The 18,005-nt window shown below is 66.8% G+C and carries 17 protein-coding genes and 1 other RNA gene; 11 read left to right on the forward strand and 7 right to left on the reverse strand.

The window, feature by feature from the left end; genetic code table 11:
• Positions 1-12: 12 nt before the first annotated feature.
• From K32_RS23915 to K32_RS23925, 3 genes are all read right to left on the reverse strand, one after another.
• Positions 13-1,926, reverse strand: a complete 1,914-nt coding sequence (locus tag K32_RS23915) for an extracellular solute-binding protein (protein WP_305798446.1) — start codon at positions 1,924-1,926, stop codon at positions 13-15.
• Positions 1,923-3,782, reverse strand: a complete 1,860-nt coding sequence (locus tag K32_RS23920) for an extracellular solute-binding protein (protein WP_201401873.1) — start codon at positions 3,780-3,782, stop codon at positions 1,923-1,925. The genes K32_RS23915 and K32_RS23920 overlap by 4 nt, the downstream gene beginning before the upstream one ends.
• A gap of 148 nt (positions 3,783-3,930) precedes the next feature.
• The gene (locus tag K32_RS23925; protein WP_201401874.1) at positions 3,931-4,743 is read right to left on the reverse strand and encodes a cytochrome c family protein; all 813 of its coding nucleotides are present in this window, start codon (positions 4,741-4,743) and stop codon (positions 3,931-3,933) included.
• A gap of 184 nt (positions 4,744-4,927) precedes the next feature.
• Between K32_RS23925 and K32_RS23930 the strand changes: the two genes are divergently transcribed.
• The 3 genes from K32_RS23930 (at position 4,928) to K32_RS23940 (ending at position 7,409) form a co-directional block, all read left to right on the forward strand.
• Entirely contained in the window at positions 4,928-5,674 is a 747-nt protein-coding gene (locus K32_RS23930; RefSeq protein ID WP_201401875.1) for a 3-deoxy-manno-octulosonate cytidylyltransferase, read from the forward strand.
• 47 nt (positions 5,675-5,721) lie between these two features.
• A complete protein-coding gene (locus tag K32_RS23935; RefSeq protein ID WP_201401876.1) occupies positions 5,722-6,573 on the forward strand; it encodes a prephenate dehydratase in 852 nt (283 codons plus the stop codon).
• 137 nt (positions 6,574-6,710) lie between these two features.
• Complete coding sequence (locus K32_RS23940; RefSeq protein WP_201401877.1) at positions 6,711-7,409, forward strand: alpha/beta fold hydrolase; 699 nt, start codon at positions 6,711-6,713, stop codon at positions 7,407-7,409.
• Between the two features lie 65 nt (positions 7,410-7,474).
• On the opposite strand, the gene nudC is transcribed toward K32_RS23940, so the two are convergent.
• On the reverse strand, positions 7,475-8,440 hold the full coding sequence (gene nudC / locus K32_RS23945) for an NAD(+) diphosphatase (RefSeq protein WP_201401878.1): 966 nt from the start codon (positions 8,438-8,440) through the stop codon (positions 7,475-7,477).
• 150 nt (positions 8,441-8,590) lie between these two features.
• On the opposite strand from nudC, the gene ffs reads away from it, so the two are divergent.
• The 5 genes from ffs (at position 8,591) to K32_RS23970 (ending at position 12,368) form a co-directional block, all read left to right on the forward strand.
• Positions 8,591-8,683: signal recognition particle sRNA small type (ffs, locus tag K32_RS23950), an RNA gene on the forward strand.
• A gap of 127 nt (positions 8,684-8,810) precedes the next feature.
• A complete protein-coding gene (locus K32_RS23955) occupies positions 8,811-10,625 on the forward strand; it encodes a DNA polymerase III subunit gamma/tau (protein WP_201401879.1) in 1,815 nt (604 codons plus the stop codon).
• 37 nt (positions 10,626-10,662) lie between these two features.
• A complete protein-coding gene (locus K32_RS23960) occupies positions 10,663-10,986 on the forward strand; it encodes a YbaB/EbfC family nucleoid-associated protein (RefSeq protein ID WP_201401880.1) in 324 nt (107 codons plus the stop codon).
• A gap of 88 nt (positions 10,987-11,074) precedes the next feature.
• Positions 11,075-11,680 carry a recombination mediator RecR gene (gene recR, locus K32_RS23965; protein WP_201401881.1) on the forward strand — a complete coding sequence of 202 codons (606 nt, stop codon included), beginning with the start codon at positions 11,075-11,077 and terminating at the stop codon, positions 11,678-11,680.
• Positions 11,681-11,756: 76 nt separating this feature from the next.
• Entirely contained in the window at positions 11,757-12,368 is a 612-nt protein-coding gene (locus tag K32_RS23970; RefSeq protein ID WP_201401882.1) for a DUF924 family protein, read from the forward strand.
• 216 nt (positions 12,369-12,584) lie between these two features.
• Here K32_RS23970 and K32_RS23975 read toward each other — a convergent pair whose 3' ends face one another.
• Positions 12,585-13,757: a DNA recombination protein RmuC gene (locus K32_RS23975; protein ID WP_201401883.1), complete on the reverse strand. Its 1,173-nt coding sequence runs from the start codon at positions 13,755-13,757 to the stop codon at positions 12,585-12,587.
• Between the two features lie 141 nt (positions 13,758-13,898).
• On the opposite strand from K32_RS23975, the gene def reads away from it, so the two are divergent.
• From def to truA, 3 genes are read left to right on the forward strand one after another with little or no spacing between them, the layout of a single operon-like run.
• Positions 13,899-14,453: a peptide deformylase gene (gene def / locus K32_RS23980; RefSeq protein ID WP_201401884.1), complete on the forward strand. Its 555-nt coding sequence runs from the start codon at positions 13,899-13,901 to the stop codon at positions 14,451-14,453.
• 7 nt (positions 14,454-14,460) lie between these two features.
• Positions 14,461-15,393, forward strand: coding sequence for a methionyl-tRNA formyltransferase (gene fmt, locus K32_RS23985; RefSeq protein ID WP_201401885.1), 933 nt, complete (start codon positions 14,461-14,463; stop codon positions 15,391-15,393).
• 8 nt (positions 15,394-15,401) lie between these two features.
• A complete protein-coding gene (gene truA, locus K32_RS23990) occupies positions 15,402-16,187 on the forward strand; it encodes a tRNA pseudouridine(38-40) synthase TruA (RefSeq protein ID WP_201401886.1) in 786 nt (261 codons plus the stop codon).
• On the opposite strand, the gene K32_RS23995 is transcribed toward truA, so the two are convergent.
• Both K32_RS23995 and dapE read right to left on the reverse strand, forming a co-directional pair.
• Entirely contained in the window at positions 16,140-16,724 is a 585-nt protein-coding gene (locus K32_RS23995) for a hypothetical protein (RefSeq protein WP_201401887.1), read from the reverse strand. The genes truA and K32_RS23995 overlap by 48 nt on opposite strands.
• A 12-nt stretch (positions 16,725-16,736) precedes the next feature.
• A complete protein-coding gene (gene dapE, locus K32_RS24000; RefSeq protein ID WP_201401888.1) occupies positions 16,737-17,891 on the reverse strand; it encodes a succinyl-diaminopimelate desuccinylase in 1,155 nt (384 codons plus the stop codon).
• Positions 17,892-18,005 lie beyond the last annotated feature (114 nt).

Raw genomic sequence — 18,005 nt, forward strand, 5'->3', positions numbered from 1 at the left:
AATCAGCCTTCCTTAACCAGCCTTGCCGATGGCGGCGGCCCGCTCGGGATCCTGCCACCACGTCATTTCCGGCGAAAAACCATAGTCGGGCTTCGTCTCCGGCCAGGCGAACTTATCCCAGATGGCGACGCGATGCGCCTCGGAGAGCCAGGCCGGAAACCAGATATGCAACGATCGCAGCACGCGGTCGAGCCCGCGCATCAGCGTCGTCAGCTCGGCCCGGCTCTGGACCGAGGCCGCCCGCGAAACCAGCGCATCCACGACGGGGTGCTTGAGGCCGGAAAGGTTGGAGCCGCTCGGCACATCGGCGCTGATCGAGCCGAAGATCTGCTCGATGCCGTCGATCGGCGTCGCGTCGAACATGATCCGCGAGGCCATGATGTCGTAGTCGAAGGCGTTCTGGCGGCTCTGGTACTGGGCGGCGTCGACCATCCGCAGCGAGGCGTCGACCCCGATCGCCTTCAGATTTTCGATCAGCGGCGAGAGCACGCGCTCGAACGCCTGCGACTGGATCAGGAATTCGAGCCTCAGCCGCTCGCCGCTCGCGTTGACCAGGCCGTTGCCCTGACGTTGCCATCCCGCCTCGGCGAGCAGCGTCGTCGCCTGGCGCAGCAGGTTGCGGTCGCGCCGGCTGCCATCGGCGACCGGCGGCATCACCGCCTCGCCGAACGCCTCGGCCGGCAGCTGGGCCCGGAACGGTTCGAGAAGCGCCAGCTCGTCGGGGGAGGGAAGTCCGCTGGCGGCGAAATCGGAGAACTGGAAGAACGAGGTCGCGCGCACATAGAGCCCGAAGAACAGGTTCTTGTTGGTCCAGGGGAAATCGAACGCCATGCCGATCGCCTGCCGCGTGCGCGGATCGGCGAACTTGGCGCGGCGCAAATTGAAGAACCAGCCATACATGTCGGGCCGGCGCTCGGCCGGGAAGGAGGGCTTCTTCACGCGGCCGTCGCGCGCGGCGGGGAAGTCGTATCCCGTCGCCCAGGTCTTCGACGACGGCTCCTCGCGGAAGGTCAGCTCGCCCTTGGCGAAGGCCTGAAACTGGACTTCGTCGTCCTGGTAGAACTCGAGGCGGATGCGGTCGAAATTGGCGCTGCCGACGACGACCGGCAGGTCCTTCGCCCAATAGTCCGCGACGCGCTCATACTCGATCGAGCGGCCGGGGCTGATCTTGCCGACCCGGTAGGGGCCGGAGCCGAGCGGCGGCGTCATCGTCGAGGCCTCGAAATCCCGTCCGGCCCAGTCGGCCCTGGAGAATATCGGCAGCGACGACGCGACGAGGATCGGAACCTTGCGGTTCTGCTTGCCGGAAAACACCACCGTGACGGTGTGCGGATCGTCGGCGGTGACGGAAACCATCTCGCGGATCGATTGCGCGATGTTGGGATGGCCCTTCGCCTTCAGCGTCTCCAACGAGAACACGACGTCATCGGCGGTAAGCGGCGTGCCGTCGTTGAACCTGGCTTCCGGCCGCAGCCGGTAGACATGGCGGTTGCCGTCCTCCGAGACGGCGATGCTTTCGGCCACGAGACCGTAGACCGAATCGGGTTCGTCGGCGGCCGCCACCATCAGCGTGTCGAAGCAGAGCTCGATCCGGGGCGGCGCATCGCCCCTAAAGGTGAAGCCGTTCAGCGTGTTGAAGGTGTAGGCGTTCTGGTTGTAGTACCAGCTCGGCGCCGAGAAGACGAAGCTGCCGCCCTTCGGCGCTTCCGGGTTCAGATAGGCGAAGTGCTTGAAATCCGGACCGTATTTGAGCTCGCCGAACACCGAGAGCCCGTGGCGCGGCGTGGCGGCGCCGGTCTCCTCGGCGGCGAAGGCGGCAAGGCCCGGGCCGAGCAGCGGCAGCATCGCACCCGCCGCCGCGCCCTTCATCAAGGCGCGGCGCGTCAGGGCCGGAAGCGGAGGAAGGCGGGAAGCCGCGCCGCTCAAGGCTTGGCCCCCAGGGCCTTTTCCTTGGCCGGATCGATCCACCAGGATTCGATGTCGATGCCGGCATATTCGGGCTGCTTCTCGGGAATCCCGAACTTGTTCCAGTAGGCGACGTTGATGGTGTCGCTGAACCATTGCGGCACGACGTAGTAGTTCCAGAGCAGCACGCGATCGAGGGCGTGGGTCGCGGCGACCAGCTCGTCGCGGTTCTTGGCGAACACGACGCGGTCGATCAGGGCGTCGACGGCCGGATCCTTGATGCCCATGAGGTTGCGGCTGCCTTTGACGTCGGCGGCGGCCGAACCCCACATCTCGCGCTGTTCGTTGCCGGGCGAGTGCGACTGCGGGATCACCGTCGAGACGACGTCGAAATCGAAATCGTTGACGCGGGCGACATACTGCGCCGTGTCGACGACCCGCAGCCGGGCGTCGATGCCGATCCGCTTCAGGTTCTGGATGTAGGGGGAGACGACGCGCTCGAAGGAGGGGTCGCTTTCGAGGAATTCGATGGTGAAGGGCTCGCCGGTCTCGGCGTTGACCATCTTGTTGCCCTTCAGCACCCAGCCCGCCTCCTGCAGCAGCGCGATGGCCTGGCGGAGGTTGTCGCGGAAGGCCTGCGGCGTGTCGTTGACCGGCAGCTTGAATTCCTTGGTGAAGACCTCGGGCGGAACCTTGTCGCGGACGGTTTCGAGGATCTCCAGTTCCTCGCCCTGCGGCAGGCCGCTGGAGGCGAGGTCGATGCCGGCGAAATAGCTGTTGATCCGCTTGTACTTGTCGAAGAACAGCGTGCGGTTCATCGTCTCGAAATCGAAGACGTAGTTGAGCGCCTCACGCACGCGCGGGTCCCGGAACTTGTCGCGGCGCTGGTTGAGGACATAGCCCTGCATGCGCCCGGACGAGGCGATCGGGAACGAGTGCTGGACGACCTTGCCGCTCTTCACGGCGTCGAAGTCATATTCCGTCATCCAGCGGCCGATGCGGTTTTCCAGCCGGTAATCATCGAGGCCGCCCTTCTTGAAGGCCTCCCAGGCAGCATTCGGGTCGCGGTAGTAGTCGACCTTGATACGATCGAAATTGTGCCGGCCGACCTGGGTCGGCAGGTCCTTGGCCCAATAGTCGGCGACCCGTTTCCAGACGATCTGGCGGCCGGGGCTCATCGATTCGACCTGATAGGCTCCGGAGCCGAGGGGGATCTCCAGCGTCGACTTCGAGATGTCGCGCTTCTTGCCGCTGGCGTCGGTGCCTTCCCACCAGTGCTTCGGCAGCACGGCGAGATCGCCCATGATGTTCGGCAGTTCCCGGTTGCCCGCCTTGTCGAAGGTGAAGGTCACCTCGCGATCGCCCGTGATCTCGGCCTTCACCACATTGGCGTAGTACTTGTTGTACATCGGGCTCTGGGCCTTCAGCGTCTCGAACGACCAGATGACGTCCTCCGGCGTGATCGGCTTTCCGTCGTGCCAGCGCGCCGCCGGGTTCAGGCGGAACTTCACCCAGCTGTAGTCGTCCGGATAGAGGACCGCCTCGGCGATCAGGCCGTAATTGGTGCCGGCCTGGTCGGTCGCCTGCTCCATCAGCGTGTCGTAGAGCAGGCCGCCGCCGAACTGGGCGAAGCCGGAGGCCGGCGTGCCCTGCACGATGTAGGGGTTGAGACTGTCGAAGGTGCCGACGGCGGCGCGGTTCGAAGTCCCACCCTTCGGCGCATCGGGATTGACGTAGTCGTAGTGCTTGAACCCGTCGGGGTTTGCCGGTTCGCCGATCAGCGAGGTCGCATGTCGCCATTCCTCGGCCGCCACGGCGCCTGTTGTCGCTGGCAGCAGGAGCGACAGGCTGAGCAGGGCGGCGGCGGCGAGTTTCATGGGCGCGATTCTCCGGCGAATGACTCACATTACTAAGGCGGATTACACGCAGGGCAACTCCTGCGTGATCCGCGGCAACCGGCATCGCAACAGAAAAAGGCCGGAGAATGTCTCCGGCCTTTTCTCAGTGTCGCAGTGCTGGATGCGCTCAGGGCGTCGCGGGCTGCTGGGCCGGAGCCGGAGCTGCCGGTGCGGCGGGCGCCTCCGGGGCAGCGGGTGCTGCGGGAGCAGCCGGAGCCTCAGGGGCAGCCGGAGCCGCCGGTGCCTCGGTCGCGGCAGGCGCTGCCGGAGCGGCGGGCGCAGCCGGGGTCTCGGTTGCCGGCGCAGCGGGAGCTGCCGGTGCTTCGGCGGCCGGAGCAGCCGGAGCATCAGCGGCGGCCGGAGCAGCCTCGGCGGGCGCCGCCGCCTCGGGCTCGGGCAGCGGAACCGGGCTGTGCGACAGCGTGCGGAGATAGGCGATCAGGTTGGCGCGATCTTCCGGCTTCGAGATACCGGCGAAGCCCATCGCCGTGCCCGGCATGTCGGCCTTCGGGTTCTTCAGGAAGTGGTAGAGGTGCTCGTAGGTCCACTTCTTGCCTTCGTCATGCGCGGTCGTCATCACGCCGGAGTACTTGAACCCCTCGGCCGAGCCGATCGGGCGATCGATGACGTTGTAGAGGTCCGGACCGACCTTGGTGCCGGCGCCCTCGACGAAGTTGTGGCAGGCGGCGCACTTCTTGGAGACGGCCTCGCCGGCCTCGACCTTGGCGCTCGCGAGCAGGACCGCGACCGGCGGCTCCTGCGCGGCGGCCGGGCCGCCAGCGGCGGCGCCCGGGGCCTCTTCCGCGACCTCGATGATGAAGCCCGGCTTCTCCGGATGGGCTGGCGAATAGATCTCGCCGGCGAAAATGCTCAGCGACATGACCACCAGAAGCGTGAACAAGACCGCGCCGACAATCTTGTTGAGTTCGAATGAATCCATCGATCTAGGCCCCAGGCGATTCAATTAGGCTATGGGAACCGGCAGCCCCATGGCGCCATGCCCCCCTCGTGTGGCGCGGAAACTACAAGCTTTCCAGTGTGTGGCGCAATACGTATGAACGTCCCCAGATTGAGACGTTTTGACACCGGCATGTCGCCATGCCGGGCAAATCAAGGAAAACCCGATGAGTTCTGCCGCCGAGGCCCTCGTCCTTATCCCCGCCCGCATGGCCGCGACGCGCCTGCCGGGCAAGCCGCTCGCCGATATCAACGGCGAACCGATGATCGTGCATGTCTGGCGGCGCGCCACCGAGGCGCGGATCGGGCGGGTGGTCGTGGCGACGGACGATGCCGGCATCGCCGCCGCCGTGGAGCATGCGGGCGGCGAGGCGGTGCTGACGCGGGCCGACCACGTGAACGGCTCGTCCCGCATTCATGAGGCGGCCGAACTGATTGATTCGGGCCGCCGCCACGACGTCATCGTCAACGTGCAGGGCGATCTCCCGACCATCGAGCCGGCCTCGATCGCCGCCTGCTTCGCGCCGCTCGCCGATCCCGCCGTCGATATCGCCACCATCGCGGCGCTGATCGACCGGGACGAGGACCGCACCAACCCGAATGTCGTGAAGATCGTCGGCTCGCCGCTCTCCGCCGATCGGCTTCGCGCGCTCTATTTTACCCGGGCCACCGCGCCCTGGGGCGACGGGCCGCTGCTGCACCATATCGGGCTCTATGCCTATCGCCGGGCGGCGCTGGATCGCTATGTCGCCCTGCCGCCCTCGGCGCTGGAGCGGCGCGAGAAGCTGGAGCAGTTGCGGGCGCTCGAAGCCGGCATGCGCATCGACGTCGCGCTCGTTGACGCGGTGCCGCTCGGTGTCGATACTCCCGCCGATCTCGAACGGGCGCGCATCCTTCTCGCCGCCCGCCAATGACGCCGGCCGGCTGGACCGACGGCAATCTTGAACAGAAGTCTCACTCCATGAAGAAGATCGTGTTCCAGGGCGAACCTGGCGCCAATTCCCACATCGCCTGCGCCGACGTCTATCCCGACTACGAGGCCGTGCCGGCGCCGACCTTCGAGGATTGCTTCCAGGCGATCGCGCGCGGCGATGTCGATCTGGCGATGATCCCGATCGAGAATTCGCTCGCCGGCCGCGTCGCCGATATCCACCACCTGCTGCCCGATTCGGGCCTGCACATCATCGGCGAGTACTTCCTGCCGATTCGCTTCCAGCTGATGGCGCTGAAGGGCGCGACGCTGGAGACGATCAAGACGGTGGAAAGCCATGTCCATGCGCTCGGCCAGTGCCGCCGCATCATGCGCGAGCACGGCTATCGCGCCATTGTCGCCGGCGATACGGCGGGCGCGGCGCGCATCATCTCCGAATCGGGCGACCTGACCCGGGCTGCGCTCGCGCCCCGCTTCGCCGCCGAGATCTACGGCCTCGATATCCTTGCCGAGAACGTCGAGGACGCCGCCCACAACACGACGCGCTTCGTCATCCTGTCGCGCGAGCCGCAGAATGCCGCCTATGGCGCCGGGCCGGTGATCACGACGTTCGTCTTCCGTGTCCGCAACATTCCGGCCGCGCTCTACAAGGCGCTCGGCGGCTTTGCCACCAACGGCATCAACATGACCAAGCTCGAGAGCTACCAGCTCGACGGCCGCTTCTCGGCGACGCGCTTCTATGTCGATGTCGAGGGGCACCCGCAGGATGTCGGCCTCGCCCACGCGCTGGAGGAGCTCGCCTTCTTCTCGGCCGAGCTGCGCATTCTGGGCGTCTATCCGGCGGCGCCGTTCCGCGCCGACGTCGTCGAGCCGCGCGGCTAGTCTTTGAAACCGATCAGGCGCCGGCCGGCGCCTGGTTTTCACCAAGCGCTGCTCGTTCCCAATTGAGGCCGGGCCCTAGCCACGGTGCTTCGGTGCCAGGTTCGCGGGCATTGGCCATGTCGTGAGGGGGAAGACAGGTGACCACATTCGTCCTCATTCATGGCGCATGGCATGGCGGCTGGTGTTGGAATCGTGTCGCTCCCTTGCTGAAAAGCGCCGGGCACGAGGTCCATCAACCAACCTTGAGCGGATTGGGCGACCGAGCGCATTTGATATCGCGCCAGATCGATCTATCGACGCATATCGATGATATCGCGACCTATGTGAGTGATGCCGGGCTTCGAGACATCACCCTCGTTGGCCACAGCTACGGCGGTTTTCCCGCCACGGTCGCGGCACATCGGCTCGGCCGTCTGATCTCCCATCTCGTGCTGCTTGATGCCTTCCTGCCTGTCGACGGCGAAATGCTGCTGGACCATGCACCGGCCATGATAGAGCGCTATCGGCAGGCTGCCGAAGCGGATGACGGCTGGAACATTCCGCCGATCCCATCATCGCTGTTCGGCGTCGCAGCTGACGACCAAAGCTGGGTAGACGCCCGGCTGACCCCGCAGCCAGTCGAAAGCTACTTCGAACGAGTCTCCCTGCCTCAGGCGCTGAACGTGCAGCGGAAAATCTATATCCGCTGCGCGCAAGCGCCCGGTGACTTGCTTGTGACTTCTATCGGGCGCGTGCAATCCGACGCTGGATGGCACTATCTCGAGATTGACGCACCGCATGATGTGATGATCACGCATCCCGAATTGCTGGCCCGGGAACTGCTTCACCACGGCTGATTGGACGGAGCAGTTTCCCGGTCCGTTCGCCCGCCCGTCGTACTGTTCCTGATTGAATCCGGACCCTAACCGGCCTCGACCCAGGCGCGGATCAGCGTATGGGCGATCGCCATCCTGGGCGGCGTCGACAGCCCGTCGGGATGTTCGCCGTCGAGCATGGCGCGCGTCTCCTCGCGCGAGAACCAGCGGCAATCCTCGAGTTCTTCCGTATCCGGCACGATGTCGGTCGAGATGGCCTCGGCGATGCAGCCGATCATCAGCGACATCGGGAACGGCCAGGGCTGGCTGGCGTGGTAGACGACGCGGCCGATCCGGATGCCGGCTTCTTCCTGGATCTCGCGGCGAACCGCGTCCTCGATCGTCTCGCCGGGTTCGACGAAGCCGGCGAGGCAGGAATAGGTGCCGGGGGCGAAGCGCGCCTGCCGGCCCATCAGGCAGCGGTCGCCGTCGACCGCCAGCATGATCGCCACCGGATCGGTGCGCGGGAACTTCTGCAGGCCGCAGTTCGGACAGTCGCGCCGGTAGCCGCCGAGCGCCATGGTGGAACGCGTGCCGCATCGGCCGCAGAAGCGGTTGGCGGCGTGCCAGTGCAGCAGGGCCCGGGCCTGCGCCAGGGCGCCGAGCGTCGCGGGTTCGACCGTATCGGAAAGGATGCTGCCGGAAAAGGCGTTGATCGCCAGCGTCCGGAGCGGCACGGCATGGAACGCGTCGACGTCGAACGAGGTGTCGCTGGCGACGATCGCCGCGATGCGCGGGGCCGAGTTTTCCCAGCCCAGCAGGATGGCCTCGTCCATCGCGGCGCCGAGCGCCCGCGCTTCCTTCAGGCTGAACAGGCTCTCCGTCGCGCCGCCGGCGCGGATCATCGCCTCGTCGCCGCGCAGCAGATAGACGCGCGCATTCGGATCGGCGAGGGCGGCGGTGAGGGTTGATTCGTTGCGCGCCTCGCTGCGTCGGTCGAGCGAATTGCCGGAAAAGCCGACAGTCGTGCTGGGCTCGACGGATGGCAAGCGATCGAAGAAATTACGGGCCATGATGCTGCTGTGGTGTGCGATGAGAGCGGCCGGCGGGCGCCGACTCGAAGGGAATCCGTTGATTACGCCACAGACCCCTTCACCGCGATAGCCCCCGTGCGCGCTTCGGGCTTGCCATTTCGATCGGGAACGACGATATGTCTCCGCGGGAGGTTGGTGGTGGACGAGCCACTCGCCAATCGGGTCAGGTCCGGAAGGAAGCAGCCCCAACGAGCCACGGCACGGGTCGCGTGCCAGCCTCCTACCTTTTCCCCAGCCATCGCGTCAGCCTCGATGACGGCGCGCCCTCAAGGGTGTGCTAAGGTCGAAGAGGCTTGCCCGCGAGGGCGGCGTGGATGGGACCCGGAAGCAGGGGCGGCAACGGCGACGCATGGACGGCGGTGATCTTTCCAGCACACCGAAGGATGGCGCGAACGGCGCCTACCGCGTGCTCGCGCGCAAATACCGGCCGAAGAGCTTCGATGATCTCGTCGGCCAGGAGCCGATGGTCCGCACGCTGAAGAACGCGTTCGAGACCGGCCGCATCGCGCAGGCCTACATGCTCACCGGCGTCCGCGGCGTCGGCAAGACCACGACGGCGCGCATTCTCGCCCGCGGCCTCAACTACTCCATTCCCGGCAAGATCGACCGCCCGACCATCGATATGCCCGAGCTCGGCGTTCATTGCGCCGAGATCATGGAAGGCCGCCATGTCGACGTGCTCGAAATGGACGCGGCGTCGAACAACGGCATCGACAACATCCGTGAGATCATCGAGGCCGTGCGCTACAAGCCGGTCTCGGCGCGCTACAAGGTCTACATCCTCGACGAAGTGCACATGCTGTCCGGCGCGGCCTTCAACGGCCTGCTGAAGACGCTCGAGGAGCCGCCCGAGCATGTGAAGTTCATCTTCGCGACGACCGAGATCCGCAAGGTTCCCGTCACCGTGCTGTCGCGCTGCCAGCGCTTCGACCTGCGCCGGATCGAATCGGACCGGCTGATCGGCCTGTTGCGCTCGATTACCGACAAGGAGCAGGTCGCGATCGGAGACGACGCGCTGGCGATGATCGCCCGCGCCGCCGAAGGCTCGGCGCGCGATTCGCTCTCCCTGCTCGACCAGGCGATCGCGCATGGCGCCGGCGCCATCACGGCCGAGGACGTGCGCGGCATGCTCGGCCTCGCCGACCGCGCCCGCGTCATCGACCTGTTCGAGGCGCTGATGGGCGGCCGCATCGCGGAAGCGCTGTCGCTGCTCAAGGAACAATACGACATCGGCGCTGATCCGGCCGTCGTGCTGCAGGATCTCGCCGCCTTCACCCATGCCGTGACCCGCTTCAAGGTCGTGCCGGACAGCGGCGAGGACGCCGCGCTGCCGCAGGACGAGCGGACGCGCGGCCGCGCGCTCGCCGAGACCGTGTCGCTCCGCGTGCTGGCGCGCGCCTGGCAGATGCTCCTGAAGGGCATCGAGGAAGTCTCCAGTTCGAGCCGGCCGCTCGCCGCCGCCGACATGGTGCTGATCCGCATCGCCCATGCTGCCGACCTGCCGACCCCGGACGAGGCGCTGCGCCTTCTGAAGAGCGGCAATTTCTCCGCCGGTGGCGGCGGTGCGCCGCAGATCTCGGGCTCGCCGGGTTCGGCGCCGCAGCCTTCCGCGATCCAGGGCGGTGGCCCGGTCGGCCAGATGCGCACCATCGCCAGCGCGGCGCCGATGTCCGTTGCCATGGCGCAGCCCGCCGGCGCGCCGCAGGCGAAGGCCGAGCCCGCCGTCCGTTTCCAGCGCTTCGAGGATCTCGTCGCCTATGTCGGCCTCAAGCGCGACATCCCGCTGAAGCTGGCGCTCGAGCAGCAGGTGAAGCCGATCCGCTTCGAGCCGGGCCTGCTCGAATTCGAGCCGACCGAAGATGCGCCGCGCACGCTGGCGCAGGATCTCGGCCGCAAGCTGACCGACTGGACCGGCGATCGCTGGGTCGTGGCGCTCGGCCGTGGCGCGACCGAGATGACCATCGCCGAGGCGCGCGCCTTCGCTCGCGACAAGCAGCGCTCGGACGCCGCCGCCGACCCGCTGGTCGCCGCCGTTCTTTCCCGTTTTCCGGGCGCCAAGATCGTCGACATCCAGATCCACGGCAATGAAGAGGACGTCGGCCTGCCGTCGCCCGCCGTGCCGGTCGAGAACCCCGACGAAGCGCCCGATCCCGGCGAAGACTGATCCATTTCCACGATTTCCGAACTGAAGGAGCAATCCCATGCGCGACATTCTCGGCATGATGAGCAAGGCCAAGGAACTGCAGTCGAAGATGCAGGACATGCAGGCCGAGGTCGCCAATATCGAGGTCGAGGGCTCCTCGGGCGCCGGGCTGGTCTCGCTGGTGATGACCGCCAAGGGCGACCTGCGCAAGCTCTCTATCGATCCGTCGCTCCTGAAGCCGGAAGATGTCGAGATCCTCGAGGACCTGATCACCGCCGCCCATGCCGATGCGCGCGCCAAGGCCGAGCGCACCATGGCCGAGAAGATGCAGGAACTGACCGGCGGCCTCGGCCTGCCGGCCGGCCTCAAGCTGCCGTTCTGATCCTTCTTGACGTGGCGGGCGGAGCTGTTCCGTCCGCCCGTTGCGACGCCCTCAGTCGGGTGAATTGAGCTCCATTCCGTCCAAGGCCATGTCCCGCAGCACCGCCGGTCCCGAGATCGAACGCCTGATCCAGCTTCTCGCGCGCCTGCCCGGCCTCGGGCCACGTTCGGCGCGGCGCGCGGCGCTGGCGCTGGTGAAGAAGAAGGACCAGCTGCTCGTGCCGCTCGCCGGCGCGATGACGGTGGCGGCCGAGCGCATCCTGACCTGTTCCGTCTGCGGCAACATCGATACCGCCGATCCCTGCACGATCTGCAGCGATCCCTCGCGCGACGCGAAGACGATCGTCGTCGTCGAGGACGTCTCGGATCTCTGGGCGCTGGAGCGGGCGGGCGCCATCAAGGCGCGCTATCACGTCCTCGGCGGCACGCTGTCGCCGCTCGACGGTGTCGGGCCCGAGGATCTGAACATCGAGTCCCTGGTCCAGCGCTGCTCGACCGGCGAGGTGTCGGAAGTGATCCTGGCCGTCAACGCCACGGTCGACGGCCAGACCACAGCGCATGTCATCACCGATCGCCTGACCGGCACGCCGGTCAAGGTCTCGCGGCTGGCGCATGGCGTGCCGGTCGGCGGCGAACTCGACTATCTCGACGAGGGCACGCTCGCCGCCGCCATCCGCGCCCGCACGCCGTTCTGAGGAACGGGCCGCCAAGGAGAAGTCCTCGCGCCTGCCGAGGGCTCGCGAGAAGCTGCTCGCCATCACGGGGGAAAACATGCCGTTCGAAACATCCGACGCGATCCTGCTGGAAGCGCATCGCTTCTGGTTCGAGGAGTTGATCGCCAGTACCGATGTGCCGGCTGAACAGGTTCAGATCTGGTTCTCGCGCCACGATGCGACCGACGATGCCTGCCGCGCCCGCTTCGGCGATCATCTCGACGCTGTCGCCGAAACGGATTGGCCGTTCGAGACGCTGCCGCCGGCCGCCGGCATCGGTCTCGTCCTCTTTCTCGACCAGTTTCCGCGCAACCTTTTTCGCGAGGACGGCCGCGCCTATGCCTATGACGCGCGCGCTCGTGCGGCGGCGAGGCGGCTGATCGAGGGCGGCGTCGAGCGCTTCACGCCGATGGAGCGGGTCTTCCTCTATCTGCCCTTCGAGCATAGCGAGGCTCTCTCCGACCAGGACTATTCGGTCGAGCTCTACGAGGCGCTCCTGGCCGAGGCGGCGGAGGCCGAAAAGGAGACGTTCCGCTCCTTCCTCGGCTATGCCGAGAAGCACCGCGATGTGATCCGTCGCTTCGGCCGCTTCCCGCATCGCAACGCCGATCTCGGCCGCGTCTCGACGGCGGAAGAGATCGAATTCCTGAAGGACGGGCGGGGCTACTGACCTCTGCCTCCCCCTTGCGGGGAGGGCCGGGGAGGGGGTACTGGCGCCGGCCCGGACGAGGCAGCTCTATCCTTCACCTCTCCCATGGGGAGAGGTCGGAGCGAAGCTCCGGGTGAGGGGGTAGGGAATTTTCCGGAGAGGGCTTTACCCCTCACCCGCCGTCCTTCGGCCGTCGACCTCTCCCTCAGGGAGAGGTGAAGTGCAGCTCATCCGAGGCTATTCCCCCGCCAGGAGATCCGGCTGGCGGTCATAGGCAGGGGAGCCTTCGTCGCCGAATTCGAGCGCCTCGATCTTGGCGCCCCGCGCGGTCAGCTTGCGGGTCGAGATCAGGATGTCGTCGATGTCCTTCGACGCTTGGTCGAAATGCGTCTTCAGCTTCAGCACGCGGTCGTTCACCCGGCCGACATCCTCCATCAGCTTCATCACCTCGCCCTGGATGAGATGCGCCTGCTCGCGCATGCCGGCATCCTTGAGCACCGACTGGATGACCTGGATCGACAGCATGAGGAGCGACGGCGAAACGATGACGATGCGTAGCCGGTGCGCCGACTGGACCAGATCCTCGAAGCGCTCGTGGATGTCGGCGAAGATCGACTCCGACGGCACGAACATGAAGGCCGTGTCCTGCGTCTCGCCGGGGATCAGATAGCGCTCGGCGATGTCCTTCAGGTGCTTGGTCACGTCGCGGCGGAACTGCGTCTCCGCCGCGCGGGTCATCTCCGGACCCTCGGCGGCGCGGATCGCGTTCCACGCCTCGAGCGGGAACTTGGCGTCGACGACGAGCCCGGCCGTATTGTTCGGGAAGGCGACGACGCAATCCGGCCGGTTGCCGTTCGAGAGCGTCGTCTGGAACTGGTAGCCGCCGATCGGCAGGCCGTCCTGGACAATCGCCTCCATCCGCGCCTGGCCGAAGGCGCCGCGCGTCTGCTTGTTGGCGAGGATGTGCTGCAGGCCGACCACCTGGCTGGAAAGCTCGGTGATGTTGCGCTGCGCCGTGTCGATCACGGCGAGGCGCTCGTTCAGCCGGACGAGGTTTTCGTGCGTGTGGCGGGTCGATTCGACCATGGTCTGGCCGATGCGGTGGCCGAGCCCGTCCATGCGGTTCGAAAGACCCTGCAGAAGCTCCGATTGCCGCGAGCCGAACACCTCCGCCATCGTCTGCATGCGGCCGGTCATCTCGCTCTGGATGCGGACCAGTTCGGCGATGCGGCGCTCCAGCTCGTCGCCCTGCACCGCCTGATCCGATTCCAGGAGGTCGCGCCGGCGCGCGCCGCGCCAGACCACGACGAGGACGAGGAACAGCAGCACGACGCCGAGCGCGATCGCCGCCAGCACCAGCATGGCCACGGTGATCGGCCTGTCGCCGACGATGAAGAGGACGTCCTGCATGCAGCCTTCATAACAGATTCGGGCTCGAAGACGAGATCAAAACGAGAACATGCGCCGATGCAGCCTGCGGCCCTGTCCATCATTCCTCGTTGACCGCCCCGGCCGCATCTCTTATCTGAAACGGCTCAATCCGAGGTTTTCATGGCCCTACTCGACATCATCACCCTGCCGGACGCGAAGCTGAGGCTCGTCAGCGAGCCGGTCGAGCGCATCGACGACGAACTGCTCCGCTTCATGGACGACATGCTGGAGACGATGTACGAGGCGCCGGGCATCGGCCTCGCCGCGATCCAGGTCGGCGTGCCGCGCCGCGTCGTCACCATCGACGTTTCCGGCCGCGAGGAGGGCAGCGAGCCCGCGCCGCTGTTCCTGATCAATCCCGAGATCCTGACCTCGTCCGACGCGCGCTCCGTCTATGAAGAGGGCTGCCTGTCGATCCCGGACTATTATGCCGAGGTCGAGCGTCCCGCCTCCGTGCGGATCCGCTATCTCGATCGCGACGGAAAGCTGCAGGAAATCGAGGCCGACGACATCCTCGCCACCTGCGTGCAGCACGAGATCGACCATCTCGATGGCAAGCTCTTCATCGACTACCTGTCGCGGCTGAAGCGCGACATGGTGATCAAGAAGTTCGTCAAGGCCGCCAAGACCGGCATCCGGCCGGAATTCAAGTCGCACACCCCCGACGAGATGTGAGGCAGACATGAGCCTCCGCGTCGTCTTCATGGGCACGCCCGAATTCTCCGTGCCCACGCTTGTCGAGATCATCGGCCAGGGGCATGAGGTCGTCGCCGTCTACTCGCAGCCGCCCCGTCCGGCCGGTCGCGGCATGGCCGAGCGCAAGTCGCCCGTGCAGGAGACGGCGGAACGCTTCGGCATTCCCGTCTTCACGCCGAAATCGCTGAAGGGCGCCGACGAGCAGGAGGCCTTTGCCTCGCTCGACGCCGACGTCGCCGTGGTGGTCGCCTACGGCCTGATCCTGCCGCAGCCGATCCTCGATGCGCCGCGCGAGGGCTGCCTCAACCTGCACGCCTCGCTGCTGCCGCGCTGGCGCGGCGCCGCGCCAATCCATCGCGCCATCATGGCCGGCGACGCCGAGACCGGCGTCATGGTCATGCGCATGGAAGCCGGCCTCGATACCGGTCCGGTCGCCATGGTGGAGAAGATTGCGATCGCGCCTGACATCACCACCGGCGACCTGCATGACAAGCTGGCGCGTCTCGGCGCCGATCTGATGGTGCGCGCGCTCGCCGCCGCCTCGCGCGGCGGCCTCGACAGCGTGCCGCAGTCGGAAGAGGGCGTCACCTACGCCGCCAAGATCGACAAGGGCGAGGCGCGGATCGACTGGACGCTGCCGGCGAAACGGGTCCACGACCACATTCGCGGCCTGTCGCCCTTTCCCGGCGCCTGGTGCGAGATGACGCTCGGCGGCAAGGTCGAGCGGGTCAAGGTGTTGCGCTCGACCCGCGTCGAGGGCTCCGGCGCGCCCGGCGCCGTACTGGACGACCAACTGACGATCGCCTGTGGCGAGGGCGCGGTCCGACTGGTCGAGGTGCAGCGCGCCGGCGGCAAGCCGCTGCGCGCCACGGAGTTTTTGCGCGGAGCAGCGGTTGCGCCCGGCGACGTCGTCGGCTAGGTCGGGCGATGCCCCGCTACAAGCTCCTGATCGAATATGACGGCACGCCTTACTCCGGCTGGCAGCGACAGGCCAATGCGCCGTCGGTGCAGCAATCGCTGGAAGGTGCGATCGAGCGCTTTTCCGGCGAGGCGGCCCTGACCTTCGGCGCCGGGCGCACCGATTCCGGCGTGCATGCGACCGGCCAGGTGGCGCATTTCGATCTCTCCGGCCATTGGACGGGTCTGCGCATCCGCGATGCGATGAACGCCCAGTTGCGCCCCGAGCCGATCGCGGTGATCGAGGCCGAACCGGTTCCGGACGATTTCGACGCGCGACGCTCGGCCGTGAAGCGGCACTACATCTACCGTGTTCTCGATCGTCGCGCGCCGGCCGCGCTGGAGATCAACCGCGTCTGGGACGTGCGCAAGCACCTCGACATCGAGGCGATGCAGCAGGCGGCGAACCTGCTGCTCGGCTGGCATGATTTCACCACCTTCCGCTCGGCCGATTGCCAGGCGAAAAGCCCGATGAAGACGCTGGAACGGATCGAGATCACCCGCGAGGGCGATCACGTCCTGTTCGGCGTCTCCGCCCGTTCCTTCCTGCACAACCAGGTGCGGTCGATGGTGGGCACGCTGAAGAAGGTCGGCGAAGGCAAGTGGCCGTTCGAGCGCGTCGGCGAGGTGCTCGAAGCGCGCGACCGCAAGGCCTGTGGCCCGGTGGCGCCGCCCGGCGGGCTCTACCTGGTCCAGGTGGACTACGGCTCAGGCGCCGAACAGATTGCTGAAGATGCCGCTGAGGATGAGGCTTAGGGCGAGGTCCGCGCCGACGAGGCCGGCCCGGAAGGCGACCGAGCCGCCGAGCGTCGCGCCGACGATCTGGTAGTGATAGCGCAGCATCACGCCGACGACGGCGAGCGACAGCACGGCGGCGAATTCGAGCGGGATCAGGCCAAGGCCGGTCAGCAGCGCGATCAGCGCCTGCGGCGCCGACATGACGACGGACGCCCAGTTGCGCACGACGATATAGGACGCGTAGGTCCGCGTGATGCCGAGGTTTTTGGCGAAGGCGGCCAGGAGCAGCGGCATCATTACCCAGTCGAGACCGAGATCGAGCAGCCGCGACAGCACGAACAGCCCGTCGGACGGCCCCGTCACCATGACGTCGGGCGCCCGCAGGCGATGCTCGACGGCGATGTTGATGGCGAAGAAGGGCAGAACGTAGAGAATGGCGCTGAAGGAGCGCCAGAAGCCGTCCAGGCTGAAATCAAAGCGCCGCAGTCCCTCGCGCCGGCCGAGGAAGAATTCCAGCGCGCCCAGAAGCGCGCCGGATGTCTGGGAGTTGATCATCCCGCCGCCACCTTACGCGAAATACTGATCGAGGAAGCCGCGATAGATATCCTTCAGGATGGCGAGATCGGCAATGGCGACGCGCTCGTCGATCTGGTGCATGGTCTGGCCGACGAGGCCGAACTCGATCACCGGGCAATAGTCCTTGATGTAGCGCGCGTCGGAGGTGCCGCCGCTCGTCGAAAGCGCCGGCTGGCGTCCCGTTGACCGCTCGATGGCGCCGGAGAGCGTGCCGATCAGCGTCTCCGAGTGCGTCAGGAAGCTGTCGCTGCCGCCGGGCACGAGATCGAGCTCGAACTCGATCGTGCCGCGCGCGGCCTCTTCCAGCCGGCTGGTCAGCCAGGCTTCCAGCGTGTCGCGCGTCCACTGGTCGTTGAAGCGGATGTTGAAGCGGGCCTGGGCCTCGGCCGGAATGACGTTCCAGGCCGTGTTGTCGACCTCGAGGCCGATGAATTCGAGGTTCGAGGCGTCAAAGCGCTCGCTGCCGGTATCGAGCGCCTCGGCCGTCAGGCGGCGGATCAGCGTCGTCAGCTGCGGGATCGGATTGATCGCGAGGTGCGGATAGGCGACGTGGCCCTGCCGGCCCTGGACTGTGATCGTGCCGGAAAGGCTGCCGCGCCGGCCGACCTTGATCGCATCGCCAAGCGCCTGCGGATTGGTCGGCTCGCCGACGATCGCCGCGTCGAAGCGGTGGCCGCGCTCGGTCGCCCAGGCGAGCAGCTTGGGCGTGCCGTTGATTGACGGACCCTCTTCGTCGCCGGTGATGAGCAGCGAGATCGTGCCCTGCTTCAGGCCGTCGTCCCCGAGGAAATCGAGCGCGGCGGCGACGAAGGCGGCGATGCCGCCCTTCATGTCGACGGCGCCGCGTCCGTAGAGCATGCCGTCGACGATGTCGCCGCCGAACGGGTCATGGCTCCAGTGCGCCGTGTCGCCCGGCGGCACGACGTCGGTGTGGCCGGCGAAGACGAAATGGGGCGGGCCGGAGCCGATGGTCGCGAACAGGTTCTCGACGTCCGGCGTGCCGGCCTCGGAGAAGACCGGACGATCGACGGTGAAGCCCGCCGCCGTGAGGACGCTCTCCAGATAGGCGAGCGCCCCGCCTTCCGCCGGCGTCACCGACTGGCAGCGGATCAAGTCTTGCAGGAGGCGAACCGGATCGTTGACCATGGCGATGGATCCTGCCGGAGCGTTTTCAAGCGAAATGGGTGCCGGTTCGCGTGAAGAAAACGCGAACCGGAAAGGAGCTAATGCATATCGCCGTTGGTGAAACGGCGAAATGCA

Source organism: Kaistia sp. 32K, from assembly GCF_016629525.1.
In the GTDB taxonomy this organism is placed as follows: Bacteria; Pseudomonadota; Alphaproteobacteria; order Rhizobiales; family Kaistiaceae; genus Kaistia.

Excerpts from the sequence above, each read along its gene's own strand:
- K32_RS23955 (WP_201401879.1), top strand. The coding sequence starts at position 8,811 with ATGGACGGCGGTGATCTTTCCAGCACACCGAAGGATGGCGCGAACGGC.
- K32_RS23975 (WP_201401883.1), bottom strand. The coding sequence starts at position 13,757 with ATGCAGGACGTCCTCTTCATCGTCGGCGACAGGCCGATCACCGTGGCC.
- truA (WP_201401886.1), top strand. The coding sequence starts at position 15,402 with ATGCCCCGCTACAAGCTCCTGATCGAATATGACGGCACGCCTTACTCC.
- K32_RS23930 (WP_201401875.1), top strand. The coding sequence starts at position 4,928 with ATGAGTTCTGCCGCCGAGGCCCTCGTCCTTATCCCCGCCCGCATGGCC.
- K32_RS23970 (WP_201401882.1), top strand. The coding sequence starts at position 11,757 with ATGCCGTTCGAAACATCCGACGCGATCCTGCTGGAAGCGCATCGCTTC.
- recR (WP_201401881.1), top strand. The coding sequence starts at position 11,075 with ATGTCCCGCAGCACCGCCGGTCCCGAGATCGAACGCCTGATCCAGCTT.
- K32_RS23935 (WP_201401876.1), top strand. The coding sequence starts at position 5,722 with ATGAAGAAGATCGTGTTCCAGGGCGAACCTGGCGCCAATTCCCACATC.
- K32_RS23925 (WP_201401874.1), bottom strand. The coding sequence starts at position 4,743 with ATGGATTCATTCGAACTCAACAAGATTGTCGGCGCGGTCTTGTTCACG.
- K32_RS23920 (WP_201401873.1), bottom strand. The coding sequence starts at position 3,782 with ATGAAACTCGCCGCCGCCGCCCTGCTCAGCCTGTCGCTCCTGCTGCCA.
- def (WP_201401884.1), top strand. The coding sequence starts at position 13,899 with ATGGCCCTACTCGACATCATCACCCTGCCGGACGCGAAGCTGAGGCTC.
- K32_RS23960 (WP_201401880.1), top strand. The coding sequence starts at position 10,663 with ATGCGCGACATTCTCGGCATGATGAGCAAGGCCAAGGAACTGCAGTCG.
- nudC (WP_201401878.1), bottom strand. The coding sequence starts at position 8,440 with ATGGCCCGTAATTTCTTCGATCGCTTGCCATCCGTCGAGCCCAGCACG.
- K32_RS23995 (WP_201401887.1), bottom strand. The coding sequence starts at position 16,724 with ATGATCAACTCCCAGACATCCGGCGCGCTTCTGGGCGCGCTGGAATTC.
- fmt (WP_201401885.1), top strand. The coding sequence starts at position 14,461 with ATGAGCCTCCGCGTCGTCTTCATGGGCACGCCCGAATTCTCCGTGCCC.
- dapE (WP_201401888.1), bottom strand. The coding sequence starts at position 17,891 with ATGGTCAACGATCCGGTTCGCCTCCTGCAAGACTTGATCCGCTGCCAG.